Origin of the sequence: Streptomyces sp. NPDC001339 (assembly GCF_042895955.1) — a bacterium.
In the GTDB taxonomy this organism is placed as follows: domain Bacteria; phylum Actinomycetota; class Actinomycetes; order Streptomycetales; family Streptomycetaceae; genus Streptomyces.
This window is the reverse complement of the sequence record NZ_JBIAWT010000001.1, coordinates 319,753-335,140: the sequence shown is the minus strand read 5'-3', so window position 1 is coordinate 335,140 and position 15,388 is coordinate 319,753. Positions and strand designations below refer to the sequence as shown.

The following is a 15,388-nucleotide window of genomic DNA, read 5'->3' as shown; positions in this document are numbered from 1 at the left end:
AAAAACGTGGGAGGCAAGCCAAGCGCAGCGGACGGGCGCCACGGCGAAACGGAGGTACGGCGGGAAAGCCAAGTACGTGGGAAGTCAGCCAAGTGCAACGGAAAGCCCTGACAAGAACAGCGCCGTGAAGTCGCGCCCCCACTCCGCGTTCACCGGCTCGCCGCTGACCAGGGTGCGGTGTATCACCGCGCCGGCGATCACGTCGAAGATCAGGTCCATGGTGCGGGCGGCGGCCCGTGCGCCGTCCTCGCCGGGGGCGTCCGGCGGGAGCTCCCCGCGTGCCTGGGCCCGTGCGCGCCCCAGCAGCACCAGCCGCTTCTGGCGTTCGACGATCGCCGAGCGGATCCGTTCGCGCAGCGCCTCGTCGGTGGTGGACTCGGCGACCACGGCCATCAGCGCCGTCTTGGTCTCCGGCCGGGCGAGCAGTGCGCCGAACTGCAGCACCACGCCCTCGATATCGGCCCGCAGGCAGCCCCGGTCGGGGAGTTCGAGCTCGTCGAAGAGGACCGCCACGGCGTCCACCACGAGGTCGTTCTTGTTGGCCCAGCGGCGGTAGAGGGTGGTCTTGGCGACGCCCGCCCGGGCCGCCACCTCGCCCATGGTCAGCCGGCCCCATCCCACGTCGACGAGCGCGGCCCGGGTCGCGCGGAGGATCGCCTGATCGGCCTCGACGCTGCGCGGGCGGCCCGTACGGCCCTTGCGGGGGGTGGCGGAACGGTGCATGCGGGCGACCATACCGGCGGGTACGGCCGGTGCCGCCCGTGAGGGAGATCACTTCACGGGGAGCCGGAACCGTCTTGTCGTGCGGGGGCGGCCACGAGTTACGCTACGACTCGTAGCGTAAGAGCGACGACCACAGGCCGTGGGTGGGGACCCAGGGCCGCACGCCACAGCCCCTCGGGGTCTCTTCGTACTACGTACTACCGCCGCTTTCCGGATCGCTTTCCGGAACGGACCGCCCAGGGGGGAGGATGTACTCATGCAGCCACGCAACATGTCCATGAGTGGAGTAGTCGACCTCGCCGCGGTGAAGGCGGCCGGTGAAGCGAAGCAGAAGGCGGAGCAGGCGCGCGCCGAGGCCGCCCGCACGGGCCAGGCGCCGGCGACGGGTGCCCGCCTGGTGTTCGACGTCGACGAGGCGGCGTTCCAGCAGGACATCCTGCAGCGCTCCACGGAGGTCCCGGTCGTCATCGACTTCTGGGCCGAGTGGTGCGAGCCGTGCAAGCAGCTCGGTCCGCTGCTGGAGCGCCTCGCGACCGAGTACGCCGGCAAGTTCGTGCTGGCCAAGATCGACGTCGACGCCAACCAGATGCTCTTCCAGCAGTTCGGGGTGCAGGGCATCCCGGCGGTCTTCGCGGTGGTCGCCGGGCAGCCGATCCCGCTGTTCCAGGGGGCGGCCCCGGAGGCGCAGATCCGGCAGGTGCTGGACCAGCTGGTGCAGGCCGCCGAGCAGCAGTTCGGCATCGTCGGCGCGCCGGTCGACCCGGCCGCGGCGGACGGGCAGGAGGCCGAGGCGCCGCAGCCGGCCGGCCCGTACGACGCCCTGCTGGAGGCCGCGAGCCAGGCGCTGGACTCCGGTGACCTGAGCGGCGCCGTCCAGGCGTACAAGAACGTGCTCTCCGACGACCCGGGCCACCCGGAGGCCAAGCTCGGCCTCGCGCAGGCCGAACTGCTGAACCGGGTCCAGGGCCTGGACGCCTCGGCGGTGCGCAAGGAGGCCGCGGAGAATCCGGCCGATGTGCAGGCCCAGATCCGGGCCGCGGACCTCGACCTGGTCGGCGGTCATGTCGAGGACGCGTTCGGCCGCCTGGTCGACACGGTGAAGCGGACGTTCGGCGACGACCGGGAGGCCGCGCGGCTGCGTCTGCTGGAGCTCTTCGAGGTCATCGGGGCGGAGGACCCGCGGGTGACGGCGGCCCGTACCGCCCTTGCCCGGGTGCTGTTCTGATCTGACCCGCTGTCGTCGCCGACGCTTCCGGGCGGCCGGTACGACGACTTCCTCCGGTACCACTCCATGAGGTGACCGGACAAACAGAACTGCGGCCACGCTTTACCAAAACTTGGTAAACGTGGCCGCTGTTACTTGGAGTAAGCCCAGACGGCCCCCTTGCGGCGTTCTGTCCGCAAATGCGAGGTGTCCGCTCGCTGTCAGCGACGACCCTGCGTACCCGGGCGATCCCGGTCCGTCGCGCCCCGGTGAAAGGCGCGTTACCCGTAAGTAACGAACCCCTTGTGCCGCGGCCCCGAATGGACCACGATCGGCGACGCTCGGTCCATTCCCGCAGCCCGGCATCCGGTCGGCGCCGTGGGGCACTTGGGTCCCCACCGAGTGGCCGACGGCAGTGACGCCGGCCATGGACAGGGGGGTCTCCGCCGTACCCGGCGGGGCCTGTCCAGTGAGGTTGCGCGAGAGCGTGGCCAGTGGTTGTCGCTCGGGGGTGATCGCCGGTATTCGGACACACGCTGTGCCTCCGAGAACGGGCGCTCTCCTTCCCGAGGACGTAGCACTTCTCCCATCCCCCGTACCGCTGTCCCCCAACTGAGGCCGCCGGTACCGGAGATGTACGTCCGAGAAGGAGGAAAGTCATGGAGTCCCTGGCTCGCGGCGGGACCAGATGGAAGCGGTTCGCCGTCGTCATGGTGCCCAGCGTCGCGGCGACCGCCGCGATCGGCGTCGCCCTCTCACAAGGCGCGCTCGCGGCATCGTTCAGTGTGTCCGGCCAGCAGTTCAAGGTCACGACGGACCGGCTGGACGGCACCGGCTTCGTCCAGTACGGAGCCATTGACGCCCAGAAGGGCGGCAAGCAGGTTCCGGTGGCGGTCTCGGGGTTCTCGAACGCCAAGATCAGCAACCTGTGCCAGTCGGTGGTCGTCCCGGTACCGGTCTTCGGCGATGTGTCGCTGAAGCTGGCGGCCGGTGCCAACGGCACGCCCGTGGAGGCCAAGAACCTCTACATCGACCTCGACCAGCTCGACGCGGACGCGACCTTCACCAACATCAACATCGGTGTTGCGGCGGGCTCGTCGTCCAAGGGGCCGGGCATGCACAAGGGCGACAAGGCCGACCCGGGCTCGTTCGCCCAGGAGGCCGACTCGGCCACGCTCACCCACGTCAAGCAGCAGGCATGGGCAACTTCCGCCGGAACGTTCAAGCTCAGTGGCCTGAAGATGAGTGTCGCCAAGGGCAAGCACGAGTGCTTCTGACGCACTGAGCGTACGGGCGCGGGGCGGTCCCGCGGCGGGCACTCGCCGTGCCGTGGAGTCCGCGGGGCAGCGCCGGCGGAGGTGCGGAGCACGCGGCGGCATCAGTCGTCCCCCGTGCTTGTTCCCCGTGCCCGTACGCCGGGTAGCGCCAGTGAGGACACTCCAGCGCAGAACCACCGAATCGCCAGTCCCGAGGAGCTGTACGACATGACCGCCGAGACGCGACCACGGCTGAGCGAGACCCTCGGCCGGAAGCGGATTTCGTTCCGGGAGTGGCGCGGACACCGCCCGTTCTGGGGCGGACTGCTGACTCTGCTGGCCGGCATCCCGATCATGTACATCCCCTATGCGAATCTCACGATCGGGTCCTTGACCGTCCGCATGGCGACCACCGCCGGCGCCGGCTCGCTGATCATCGGCGTCCTGCTGGTCGTCCTCGGTCTCACCATGTGGTTCCAGCCGGCCTCGCGGGTCTTCGCGGGCGTGGCGGCGATCCTGCTCGCCCTGGTCTCCCTGGTCGTCTCGAACTTCGGAGGCATCGTCGTCGGCTACCTGATGGGGATGATCGGCGGCGCACTGAGCGTGGCCTGGGCTCCGGGCAAGGCAGCCCCCGCGGCCACCCCCGCGGCCGCCGCCACCCCCGCACCCGCCGGGCCCGGACTGGACGACGGGTCAGGAACGAGCCCGACCAACGGAACGAACGGGAGGCACCGTGCCGGGTGACGAACTGCATCGGGAGAACGCACCCGCCGGGGCGAGAACCGAGCCGACGGGGGTCCCCCCGCGCCGTTCCGGCGGCGGGAACGGGCCGAGGCACGCGGCGCCGAAGAAGCCGCTGCTGACCCGGCTGCATGTGCCCGCGGGCAAGGCGATAGCCCTCGCCGCCATGCCGACCGCCGTACTCATGGGCATGGGGCTGACACCCCAGCTGGCGAACGCCAAGCCGATGCCGCCCGAGAGCCCCTTCAGGGACGGCCCGTGCGTCACCGCCCCGGACACGGCGGACGGACAGGGCGGCAAGACGGGCGGGCAGGACGGCAAGGCCAAGGACGGCAAGGCCAAGGACGGCGCGAAGGACAAGCCGGACCCGTCGCCCTCGCCTTCGGCCGGCACGGACCCGGGCAAGGACAGCGGAGACGGCAAGGAGACGGCGCCCGCGCCGTCCGGATCAGGGAAGCCCGGTGAGAAGCCCGGCGAGCCCTCGGGTACGCCGACCCCGTCGCCGCCCCCCTCTCCGTCCACCTCTCCCGGGGACGAGAAGTCTCCCGACGAGAAGAAGGAGGACGGGGGCCTGCTGGGCGGCATCCGGGACGTCCTCGGCGGGCTCCTTGGCGGCGACTCCGCCAAGGAGCCGACGGCCGACGCACCGAGTACCTCCCCGTCCCCGTCCGCGTCCTCGTCCGTGTCTCCGTCCACGTCGCCTTCTCCGTCCGCGACGCGGAACACCACCCCCGCGGGCAAGGCCCCCGGCACCGGGTCCGGCGATGCGGCCGACAAGGTCACCAAGCCGGTGGGGGATGCCGTCAAGAACCCGTCGAAGACGGTCGAGGACACCGTTCACGGCGCTGTGGGCGCGGCCGACAACGCCCTGCCCGGCGGTGGTCTGGACGGCAAGGACGCCGACGGCAAGCGGGCGTTCCCCTGTGTCGTCGAGAACAAGCAGAAGGGGAAGGACGAGCAGACGCCCGCCGCGCTGCCCGACGCCCCCTGGCACCTGGAGTCCAGCGCGCTCACTCTGCGCGGTCTGAACTACGAGGGCGTCGTCAACGTCACCACGCACAGCGGCCACACCAAGCAGGCCCTGAAGTTCACCGCCGACAGCGTCGACATCGGCGATCTGCACCAGATCATCGACGACCCGGCGTCCGGGAAGAAGTACCACGTCCGGGCGGCACAGGGGTCCACGTCCACGATCCGCGGCGGCAAGGTGACCCTGTACTCCGAGCGGCTGCAGGGCAATCTGTTCGGTCTGATCCCGATCGTCTTCGACCCGGAGCATCCGCCGCCGCTCAACGTCCCGTTCGCGTACTTCACCAAGGTGAAGCTCGATCAGGCGGGGCAGTTCGGCGGCACTCTTCACGTCCCGGGCATGCATGTGACGATCGAGAACTGAGCCACCGAGGCCTGATCATTAAAAGGCGGGTGCCGCTGAAAGGCGGGTGCCGCTGAAAGGCGGGTGCCACCGAAAAGGCGGTGGGCCGCCCCTCCACGAGTCCGTGAGGGGCGGCCCACCGCCGTTTTCGCTGTCCGGGCGCGTCAGGCGCGTCAGGCGCGCTCGCCGCCCAGGTGGTGCACCCGCACCATGTTGGTGGTGCCGGGGATGCCGGGGGGCGAACCGGCGGTGATCAGCATGGTGTCGCCCTCGTTGTAGCGCTTGAGCTTGAGCAGCTCGGCGTCCACCAGGTCGACCATGGCGTCGGTGTGGTCGACGTGCTCCACGACGAAGCTCTCCACGCCCCAGCTCAGGGTGAGCTGGTTGCGGGTGGCGGTGTCGGTGGTGAAGGCCAGGATCGGCTGGACCGTGCGGTAGCGGGAGAGGCGGCGGGCGGTGTCACCGGACTTGGTGAAGGCCACCAGCGCCTTGCCGTTGAGGAAGTCGGCCATCTCGCAGGCCGCCCGGGCCACCGCACCGCCCTGCGTGCGCGGCTTCTTGCCGGACACCAGCGGCTGCAGGCCCTTGGAGAGCAGCTCCTCCTCGGCCGCCTCGACGATCTTGGACATCGTCTTGACGGTGGTGATCGGGTACTGGCCGACCGAGGACTCCGCGGAGAGCATCACCGCGTCCGCGCCGTCGAGGATGGCGTTGGCGACGTCGGACGCCTCGGCGCGGGTCGGCCGGGAGTTGGTGATCATCGACTCCATCATCTGGGTCGCGACGATCACCGGCTTGGCGTTGCGGCGGCACAGCTCGACCAGGCGCTTCTGCACCATCGGGACCTTCTCCAGCGGGTACTCCACCGCCAGGTCACCACGGGCCACCATGACCGCGTCGAAGGCCATGACGACCTCCTCCATGTTGGCCACCGCCTGCGGCTTCTCCACCTTGGCGATGACCGGGACCCGGCGGCCCACCTCGTCCATGACGCGGTGCACGTCCTGGACGTCCTTGGCGTCGCGGACGAAGGACAGCGCGACCATGTCGCAGCCCATCTTGAGGGCGAACTTCAGGTCCTCGATGTCCTTCTCGGACAGCGCCGGGACGTTCACCGCCGCGCCGGGCAGGTTGATGCCCTTGTGGTCGGAGATCACACCGCCCTCGATGACGATGGTGCGCACCCGCGGACCCTCGACCTCGACGACCTGGAGGGCGACGTTGCCGTCGTTGATCAGGACCGGGTCGCCCTTGGAGACGTCGCCGGGCAGGCCCTTGTAGGTCGTACCGCAGATGGTCTTGTCGCCGGGCACGTCCTCGGTGGTGATGACGAACTCGTCACCGCGCACCAGCTCCACCGGGCCGTCGGCGAACGTCTCCAGGCGGATCTTGGGGCCCTGGAGGTCGGCCAGCACGCCCACCGCGCGGCCGGTCTCCTCACAGGCCTTGCGGAGGCGGTGGTACCGCTCCTCGTGCTCCGGCTGGGTCCCGTGGCTCATGTTGAAGCGGGCCACGTTCATACCGGCCTCGATCAGCGACTTCAGCTGGTCGTAGGAGTCGACGGCGGGGCCCAGGGTGCAGACGATTTTGGAACGGCGCATGGGCGGAATCCTATCGGTTTGTTTAGCAGCGGAATATTTCGGTAGGTGGAAGCACCGAGTACTACGCGTTGACCAGGGCGTATGTCTGCTGAGCGATCTCCAGTTCCTCGTCCGTGGGCACCACGGCGACCGCGACCCGGGCGTAGTCCGGGGAGATCATCCGGGGCTCGTCGGACCGTACGGCGTTGAGCGAGGCGTCCACGGCCATGCCCATCTCCTCCAGACCGGCGATGGCGGCCTCGCGCACCGGGGCGGCGTTCTCGCCGACGCCCGCGGTGAAGGCGACCGCGTCGACCCGGCCGAGCACCGCGCTGTAGGCACCGATGTACTTCTTCAGCCGGTGGATGTAGACGTCGAAGGCGAGCTGCGCCCGCTCGTCGCCCTCGTCGATCCGCCGGCGGATCTCGCGCATGTCGTTGTCGCCGCAGAGCCCGATCAGCCCGCTCTTCTTGTTGAGCAGGACGTCGACCTCGTCCTCGTCCATGCCCGCGACCCGCTTGAGGTGGAAGGTCACCGCCGGGTCGATGTCACCGGAACGGGTGCCCATGACCAGGCCCTCCAGCGGGGTCAGGCCCATGGACGTGTCCACACAGCGACCGCCCCGGACGGCGGACGCGGAGGCGCCGTTGCCCAGGTGCAGCACGATCACATTGACGTCCTCGGGCGCCTTGCCCAGCAGCTCGGCCGTCTTACGGGACACATAGGCGTGCGAGGTGCCGTGGAAGCCGTAGCGGCGGATGCGGTGCGCGTCGGCGGTCTCGGTGTCGATGGCGTAGCGGGCCGCGTACTCCGGCATGGTGGTGTGGAACGCGGTGTCGAAGACCGCGACCTGCGGCAGGTCGGGGCGGAGCGCCTGGGCGGTCCGGATACCGGTGATGTTCGCCGGGTTGTGCAGCGGGGCGACCGGCACCAGCCGCTCGATCTCCGCCAGCACCGCGTCGTCGATCACGGTCGGCGCGGTGAACTTCTGCCCGCCGTGCACCACCCGGTGCCCGATCGCGGCCAGCTCCGGGGAGTCCAGGCCGAGGCCGTCGGCGGCCAGCTCCGCGGCGACGGCCTTCAGCGCGGCCTCATGGTCGGCTATCGGGCCCTCGGTCTCCCGCTTGGCACCGTCGGTGGCCAGCGGGGTGTGGACCAGGCGCGAATTCTCCTCGCCGATCCGCTCGACCAGGCCGACGGCGAGGCGCGAACCGTCGCGCATGTCGAGCAGCTGGTACTTCACCGACGAGGAGCCGGAGTTGAGGACGAGGACGCGGGTGGCGGTGGCAGTCATAAAGGCTTTCCGAAGGGTGGGGCGGTACGGGGGCTGTGCGGGTTTCAGGGGTGCTCAGGCGGTGTGTCCGGCGCCGGGCTGGGCACCCTGCGCCTGGATGGCCGTGATGGCCACGGTGTTGACGATGTCCTGGACCAGGGCGCCGCGCGAGAGGTCGTTCACCGGCTTGCGCAGACCCTGCAGGACCGGGCCGACGGCGACCGCGCCGGCCGACCGCTGCACGGCCTTGTACGTGTTGTTGCCGGTGTTGAGGTCCGGGAAGATCAGCACGGTGGCCTTGCCGGCCACGTCGGAGCCGGGGAGCTTGGTCCGCGCGACCGCCGCGTCCACCGCCGCGTCGTACTGGATCGGGCCCTCGACCAGCAGATCGGGCCGCAGCTCGCGCACGATCTCGGTCGCCTTGCGGACCTTGTCCACATCCGCGCCGGAGCCGGAGGTGCCGGTGGAGTACGACAGCATCGCGATCCGCGGCTCGACGCCGAACTGGGCGGCGGTGGTCGCCGACTGGATGGCGATGTCCGCCAGCTGCTCGGCGTTGGGGTCGGGGTTGACCGCGCAGTCGCCGTAGACCAGGACCCGGTCTGCCAGGCACATGAAGAAGACCGACGAGACGATCTGGGCGTTCGGCTTGGTCTTGATGATCTCGAAGGCGGGCCGGATGGTGGCGGCCGTGGAGTGCACCGCGCCGGAGACCATGCCGTCGGCCAGGCCCTCCTGCACCATCAGCGTGCCGAAGTACGAGACGTCCGCGACCACGTCGAAGGCCAGCTCGTAGGTGACGCCCTTGTGGGCGCGCAGCTTCGCGTACAGCTCGGCGAACCGCTCGCGCAGCTCGGAGGTCTGCGGGTCGATGATCTGCGCGTTCGCCAGGTCGATGGCCAGGTCGGCGGCGCGCTTGCGGATCGCCTCCTCCTCACCCAGCAGGGTCAGGTCGCAGACGTCGCGGCGCAGCAGGACGTCGGCGGCGCGCAGCACCCGCTCCTCGGTGCCCTCCGGGAGGACGACGCGGCGGCGGCCGGAACGGGAGCGCTCGATCAGCTCGTGCTCGAACATCATCGGCGTGACCCGGCCGGAGCGGGCGACCGAGATCCGGTTCGTCAGCTCCGCGGTGTCCACATGGCGCTCGAAGAGGCCCAGCGCGGTCTCCGCCTTGCGCGGCGAGGCGGCGTTCAGCTTGCCCTCGATGGCGAACAGCTCGGCCGCCGTCGGGAAGGAGCCGCCCGGTACGGAGACGACCGGGGTGCCGGGGGCCAGCCGGGCCGCCAGCGCCATGATGTCGGGGCCGGGCTTCTCGTCGAGGGTGAGCAGCACACCGGCGATCGGGGGGGCGCCGGCGCTGTGCGCGGCGAGCGCGCCGATGACCAGGTCGGCCCGGTCGCCGGGGGTCACCACGAGGCAGCCGGGGGTGAGCGCCTGGAGGAAGGTCGGCAGCATGGCGCCGCCGAAGACGAAGTTGCGGGCGTCCCTGGCGAGCCCGGAGTCGTCGCCCAGCAGCACCTCCGCGCCGAGGGTGTGCACGATCTGGGCGACGGTCGGCGCGGAGAGCGAGCCGTCCTCGGGGAGCCCGTAGCAGGGCACCGGCAGACGGGCCGCGAGCCGCTCGACGACCGCCTCGCGCAGCTCGGGGGCCACCCGGTTGACGATCATGGCGACGACATCGCAGCCCAGCGACTGGAAGGCCCGGTAGGCGTTGCGGGCCTCGGCGCGTACGGACTCGGCCTCCTGGCCCTGGCCGCCGACGACGGGGATCAGCGAGGCGCCGAACTCGTTGGCGAGCCGGGCGTTGAGGCTCAGCTCGTCCGGGAGGCTGGTGTCGGCGTAGTCCGAGCCGAGGACCAGCACGTACTCGTAGTCCCTGGCCACCGCGTGGAAGCGGTCGACGAGCCGGGCGACCAGCTCGTCGGTGCCGCGCTCGGCCTGGAGCGCGGCGGCCTCGTCGTAGCTCATGCCGTAGACGGTCTCGGCGGACTGGGTGAGCCGGTAGCGGGACCGCAGCAGGTCGAACAGCCGGTCCGGTCCGTCGTGCACCAGCGGGCGGAAGACGCCCACCCGGTCGACATGGCGGGTCAGGAGCTCCATGACTCCCAGCTCGACGACCTGGCGGCCGTCGCCGCGGTCGATCCCGGTCACGTACACGCTGCGCGTCACGCGTGCTCTCCGATCCATTCCGAGTTGTTCAAGATTCCAGCGCTCACAAGATCAAATTAAGCCGATATTGTGAGCTGGCCCCTCTTGACAATACCTGCGGGGGTGGCTAAGCCGCTCTCCCAGGTTCCCGGGCGGCTCCGGGCAGCTCCGGGCAGGGACCATAGGGTGGAGCCGGTGTACGGGTCGGTGCGCGCGGTCGGCATACGCGGCCGGTGTGAGCGGTCGGCATACGCGGCTGGTGTGAGCCGGAGCCCGTCGGACCGTGAAACAATCAGACCGGCTCAGGAACCGACAGCGAGCACAGGAGACACAGCACGATGCGTATCGGAGTCCTCACCGCAGGCGGCGACTGCCCCGGCCTGAATGCTGTGATCCGGTCAGTCGTCCACCGCGCCCTCACCGGCCACGACGACGAGGTCATCGGCTTCGAGGACGGCTTCGCCGGTCTGCTCGACGGCCGCTTCCGCAAGCTCGATCTCGAAGCCGTCAGCGGCATCCTCGCCCGTGGCGGCACCATCCTCGGCTCGTCCCGGCTGGAGCGCGCCCGGCTCCGCGAGGCCTGTGAGAAGTCCCGGGACCTCTCCAAGGACTACGGCATCGACGTCCTGATCCCGATCGGCGGCGAGGGCACCCTCACCGCGGCCCGGATGCTCTCGGACGTCGGACTGCCGGTCGTCGGCGTCCCCAAGACCATCGACAACGACATCTCCTCCACGGACCGCACCTTCGGCTTCGACACCGCCGTCGGCGTCGCGACCGAGGCGATCGACCGCCTCAAGACCACCGCCGAATCGCACCAGCGCGTCATGGTCGTCGAGGTCATGGGCCGCCACGCGGGCTGGATCGCCCTGGAATCCGGCATGGCCGGCGGCGCCCACGGCATCTGCCTGCCGGAGCGCGAGTTCGACGTCAGCGACCTGGTCACGATGGTCGAGGAGCGGTTCGCCCGCGGCAAGAAGTTCGCCGTGATCTGCGTCGCCGAGGGCGCGCACCCGGCGCCCGGCACCATGGAGTACAAGAAGGGCGCCATCGACCAGTTCGGCCACGAGCGGTTCTCCGGCATCGGCACCGCGCTCGCCCACGAACTGGAGAAGCGCCTCGGCAAGGAGGCCCGCCCCGTCATCCTCGGCCACGTCCAGCGCGGCGGCACCCCCACCGCCTACGACCGGGTGCTCGCCACCCGCTTCGGCTGGCACGCCGTCGAGGCCGCCCACCGCGGCGACTACGGCAAGATGACCGCACTCCGCGGCACGGACATCACGATGGTCCCCCTCGCCGAGGCCGTCACCGAGCTGAAGACCGTCCCCGCGACGCGGATGGACGAGGCCGAGTCGGTCTTCTGAGACCCGTACGCATCTGAGGACCGTACGCATCGCTCCGTACGGGTACGCGTACCTGCGTAACGGGTACCCGTACGTGGCGACGGACCTCGGTCATGGACTCTCTGGCTCATGGACTACGACGGGTGTGCCTGTCGTAGGTGTTGCCGCAGTAGTACGTTGCAGTCCGTTTCGGCACTGTGGTCGTACTGCCGACGGGCCTGCTGCCGCTGTTCGTCGAGTTGGCGGCAGTGCGCGCAGTCCGGGCGCGGCGCGGGGTGTTCCGGCCAGAGGGCGGACGGGTGGGAGATCACGGCTGCCGCTCACGTCCGTTGGCGTCGATGCCGATCCGGGAGGCGACGGGGCGGGCCTCCCGACCGCGTGTCTCCTCGGCGCCCGCCGAGTCCATGACGTGCAGGAAACCGCCTGCCCTCTCGATCTCGCGCGCGATCTGGTCGTACTCCTGCGGAATGGGCGAGATCATCGAGCGCCAGGCCGTGAGCACCGCGCTGGCTTCGCCGCTCTTGATGCGGTCGACGGCCTGCCTCAGCCCCTCGCGGCCGTCGGGCGGCAGCAGCCCCGCGTGGTCCTCGATCACGGCCGTGACCTCCCACCCGAACATCTCCGCGTAGTCGGTGCACTCCTCGCGCGGTGCGGCAATGTTGGCGTTGGGGGCACCACACAGGTAGATGACGCAGCGGAACCGCTCGATCTTCGCAGCCTCGGCCGGTACGTCGACCTCGCTCGACGGGATGCCTGCCGCCGCGTCCGCGATTGCTTGACGCCGCCTCAGGTCTCCCCCGGTTCGACGGGCCGTGGTCGGCTCCTGCCTCTGCCTGCTCTCGTTGTTGGCCATGCGCTCATCGTGCCCATTTGATCACGCATGGTGAAGTGACGGGGTGTAGGGCTGTACGAGGTCCCCTGGCCCCAACTCGTATGCTCCGTAGGGCCTATGCGATCAGAGGTACGCCGATCAGCTCGCTGATGTTCCGCACGCGCGCCGTGGAAACCTTTGCGAGGCGCCTCCCGATGACACCGGGCAGCGCCTGATGCTTGACCCACTCCGGGGCGTCGAGCCCTACCTCGATCAGCGTGTCTCCGGCCTGGTCGTGGAGACCGGCTGCGCACTGCGCGAGGGCCACGTCGAGCTTGTAGCGGTTGCGCGCCACCTTCGACATGCTCTGGGGAAGCCTCTTCATGTCAGGCTGGTTGGCCAGCTTGAGGGCGCGCCCGTAGTCCTTCAGCGCGACATGGATTCCTACGGCTTCTGTTTTCGCTGCTGTTGGGCCGAAGCTGGTCCCGTACAGCTTCTCGTCCCGGCCGAGCCGCGCCGCCGCCGCATGAGCCTGTGAAATGTAGTCGTCGGCGGCGTCTTCGTCCTCGCGTCGCGATGCTGCCACAGCGGCGGAGATCATCAGGCGTCCATACGCGAGCAGTTCGGGCCGTGGTGCCCTGCTGAACGAGGGCTCGATCGCCAGTGCCGCGCGCTCGGCCACCGCCACGGCCCGGGGCGTCTTCGCACCTCGTAGATAGATCCACGACAGCGTGGATTCAAGCAGCGCGGTCATCACGGAGTCGTCGGCTTCCTTCGCGAGGAGTTTCGCGGACGTGAGCGCGCTCAAGGCGAGGTCGCGCTGTCCGAAGCCGTTCGCGCAGGATGCGGCGACCCTGTAGGTGCTCGCCAGGACCAACGCCAGCCGCTCACGCTCGACTCCTGTGGTGCTGTCGTAGCGAACCTGTCCTTCCATGAGGACTTTCGAGGCGAGGCTGCTCACCTTCGCCGTATCGCTTGCCCAGTAGGCGGCCCACGCGAGGTCGCGCGCAGCGGTGAGTTCGTCGAGTGTGCTCGGATCGTCGACACCGTCCCACTCTCCGAGTGCGCTCTCGTGTACGGCGTCGGACAGTTGGCGCAGCGCGGCGCGTACGTTCCGGTGCATGCCGCGTCGTGGTGCTTGCTGTCCCAGGATCACCGCAACGTCAGTTTTGAGCGCGCCGGCGAGCTTGAGCAGCGAGCCGATGGACAGCTCGCCGCGATCCTGCTCGGCTTTCTGCACCAGGGCGAGCGAGACACCTGCGGCATCGGCGAGCCCTTGCTGAGTCAGATCGGAGCCCCGCAGGTACTTGATGCGCTTACCGTTCGTCAGGTCGGCCCAGTTGCTCACGATCACCTCGGTGGGATGCTCAGATGCGGTGGCTGTGTTCCGATCGATTCCAGGCTCGTTATGTGAGCAGGGGCACGCCGATCAGTTCGCTGATGTTCCGCACACGCGCCGTGGACACCTTCGCAAGACGCTTCCCGATGACACCGGGCAGTGCATGGTGTTTGACCCACTCCGGGGCGTCGCGACCTACCTCGATCAGGGTGTCGGCGGCTTGGTCGTACAGCTTTGCCTCGCACTGGGCCATGGCGACGTCGAGTTTGTAGCGGTTACGGGCAAGTTTGGGCATCGAACGGGGCAGCTCTGTGCGCGAAGCCAGCTTCAGTGCTCGTCCGTGGTTCCCGAGCGCCACGGCGATTCCCACGGATTCGGTGTTCGTGACGGTGGGGCCGAAGTGTGTGCCGTGCGATGTCACGTCGTGCCCGATCCGAGCTGATGCGGCATGTGCCTGCGACAAGTAGTCATCTGCGGATACGGGGTCTCCGCGCCGCGAGGAAGCGACGGCCGCAGCGATCATCAGCCGTCCATACGCGAGCAGTTGAGGGTGGGGCGCCTTGCTGAAAGCCGGCTCGATCCGTGAGGCTGCACGCTCCGCCACAGCAACCGCACGGGGAACCTTGGCGCTTCGCAGGTGAATCCATGACAGCGTCGAGTCCAGGAGCGCGGGCAGTACGGGATCGCCGGAGTCCTTCGCCAGGTGATGCGCGGAGGTGAGCGCGCTCAGGGCGAGATCGCGTTGCCCGAGCTGGACTGCGGCCGATGACGCGGTCTGGTAGGTGAGGGCAAGGATCGAGCTCAGCCGTTCGCGCTCGTACCCCGCCGCCTGCTCGTATCGCGCGCTTCCTTCAAGCAGTACCTTGGCGATGAGTTCGCTCATCTCTCCGAATTCGCCCCGCCAGTACGTGGCACATACGCGCTCTTGGGCAGCCGACAGCTCGGCAAGCGTGCTCGGCTCCCCCATGCCTCCCCAGTCCCCGAGGGCACTCTCGTGTACGGCGTCGGAGAGCCTCCGCAGGGCGGCCCTGGTGTCTTGGCTCATCCCGCGCCGTGGTGCCTGCTGGCCCAGGATCACTGCAACGTCAGTCTTGAGCGCGCCGGCGAACCTGAGCAGCGAACCGACCGACAGTTCGCCGCGATCCTGCTCGGCCTTCTGTACCAACGCGAGCGAGACACCCGCCGCTTCGGCGAGACCCTGTTGCGTCAGCTCAGTGCCCCGTAGGTACTTGATGCGCTTACCGTTCGTCAGGTCGGCCCAGTTGCTCACGATCACCTCGGTGGGATGCTCAGACGCGGTGGCTGTATTCCGATGGTAGGCCCCGCCACCCATGCGGACAGAGTGAACGAGCAGTCAGATACAGCAGCATGGCCGACGACGAGGAGCGCGAAGGGAAGTAGCGCATGATCCACGGCGAACAACTGGCCAAAGACCTACGTCGCGACCATGGTTTCGTACACATCGGGCGTACCAAGGACGGCAACGCCGTCGTCATGCGTAAGGGCGACCGATGGACCGTCGTGCCGCTTCGGTGGCTCACCAGTGACGCCGTGGACACCATCAAGACTCAGGCAGGGGTCAGCCTCGTCTGAATCTC

13 protein-coding genes are annotated in these 15,388 nt (G+C 69.3%); 6 read left to right on the top strand and 7 right to left on the bottom strand.

Features of this window, described 5'->3' with window-relative positions:
- Positions 1–84: 84 nt before the first annotated feature.
- Positions 85–735: a TetR/AcrR family transcriptional regulator gene (locus ACFY12_RS01385; protein ID WP_390713636.1), complete on the bottom strand. Its 651-nt coding sequence runs from the start codon at positions 733–735 to the stop codon at positions 85–87.
- 244 nt (positions 736–979) lie between these two features.
- On the opposite strand from ACFY12_RS01385, the gene ACFY12_RS01380 reads away from it, so the two are divergent.
- The 4 genes from ACFY12_RS01380 (at position 980) to ACFY12_RS01365 (ending at position 5,317) form a co-directional block, all read left to right on the top strand.
- The gene (locus ACFY12_RS01380; RefSeq protein WP_390713635.1) at positions 980–1,948 is read left to right on the top strand and encodes a tetratricopeptide repeat protein; all 969 of its coding nucleotides are present in this window, start codon (positions 980–982) and stop codon (positions 1,946–1,948) included.
- Positions 1,949–2,586: 638 nt separating this feature from the next.
- Entirely contained in the window at positions 2,587–3,204 is a 618-nt protein-coding gene (locus ACFY12_RS01375) for a DUF6230 family protein (RefSeq protein ID WP_390713634.1), read from the top strand.
- A 207-nt stretch (positions 3,205–3,411) separates the two neighbouring features.
- Positions 3,412–3,927: a DUF6114 domain-containing protein gene (locus tag ACFY12_RS01370; protein ID WP_390713633.1), complete on the top strand. Its 516-nt coding sequence runs from the start codon at positions 3,412–3,414 to the stop codon at positions 3,925–3,927.
- Positions 3,917–5,317: a hypothetical protein gene (locus ACFY12_RS01365; protein WP_390713632.1), complete on the top strand. Its 1,401-nt coding sequence runs from the start codon at positions 3,917–3,919 to the stop codon at positions 5,315–5,317. The genes ACFY12_RS01370 and ACFY12_RS01365 overlap by 11 nt, the downstream gene beginning before the upstream one ends.
- 152 nt (positions 5,318–5,469) lie before the next feature.
- On the opposite strand, the gene pyk is transcribed toward ACFY12_RS01365, so the two are convergent.
- The 3 genes from pyk to pta all read right to left on the bottom strand — a co-directional run bounded on the left by pyk (position 5,470) and on the right by pta (position 10,318).
- The gene (pyk, locus tag ACFY12_RS01360) at positions 5,470–6,897 is read right to left on the bottom strand and encodes a pyruvate kinase (protein ID WP_390713631.1); all 1,428 of its coding nucleotides are present in this window, start codon (positions 6,895–6,897) and stop codon (positions 5,470–5,472) included.
- A gap of 61 nt (positions 6,898–6,958) precedes the next feature.
- Positions 6,959–8,170, bottom strand: a complete 1,212-nt coding sequence (locus ACFY12_RS01355) for an acetate kinase (protein WP_390713630.1) — start codon at positions 8,168–8,170, stop codon at positions 6,959–6,961.
- Between the two features lie 54 nt (positions 8,171–8,224).
- Positions 8,225–10,318 (bottom strand): phosphate acetyltransferase, encoded by a 2,094-nt coding sequence (gene pta, locus ACFY12_RS01350; protein ID WP_390713629.1) that lies wholly within the window; start codon positions 10,316–10,318, stop codon positions 8,225–8,227.
- A 317-nt stretch (positions 10,319–10,635) separates the two neighbouring features.
- On the opposite strand from pta, the gene ACFY12_RS01345 reads away from it, so the two are divergent.
- Complete coding sequence (locus tag ACFY12_RS01345) at positions 10,636–11,661, top strand: ATP-dependent 6-phosphofructokinase (protein ID WP_390713628.1); 1,026 nt, start codon at positions 10,636–10,638, stop codon at positions 11,659–11,661.
- 286 nt (positions 11,662–11,947) lie between these two features.
- Here ACFY12_RS01345 and ACFY12_RS01340 read toward each other — a convergent pair whose 3' ends face one another.
- From ACFY12_RS01340 to ACFY12_RS01330, 3 genes are all read right to left on the bottom strand, one after another.
- Positions 11,948–12,493, bottom strand: coding sequence for a recombinase family protein (locus ACFY12_RS01340; protein WP_390713627.1), 546 nt, complete (start codon positions 12,491–12,493; stop codon positions 11,948–11,950).
- 94 nt (positions 12,494–12,587) lie between these two features.
- Positions 12,588–13,799, bottom strand: coding sequence for a helix-turn-helix domain-containing protein (locus ACFY12_RS01335; protein WP_390713626.1), 1,212 nt, complete (start codon positions 13,797–13,799; stop codon positions 12,588–12,590).
- A 58-nt stretch (positions 13,800–13,857) separates the two neighbouring features.
- Positions 13,858–15,060 (bottom strand): helix-turn-helix domain-containing protein, encoded by a 1,203-nt coding sequence (locus ACFY12_RS01330; RefSeq protein ID WP_390713625.1) that lies wholly within the window; start codon positions 15,058–15,060, stop codon positions 13,858–13,860.
- A gap of 134 nt (positions 15,061–15,194) precedes the next feature.
- Between ACFY12_RS01330 and ACFY12_RS01325 the strand changes: the two genes are divergently transcribed.
- Positions 15,195–15,383, top strand: a complete 189-nt coding sequence (locus tag ACFY12_RS01325; protein WP_390713624.1) for a hypothetical protein — start codon at positions 15,195–15,197, stop codon at positions 15,381–15,383.
- Positions 15,384–15,388: the final 5 nt, after the last annotated feature.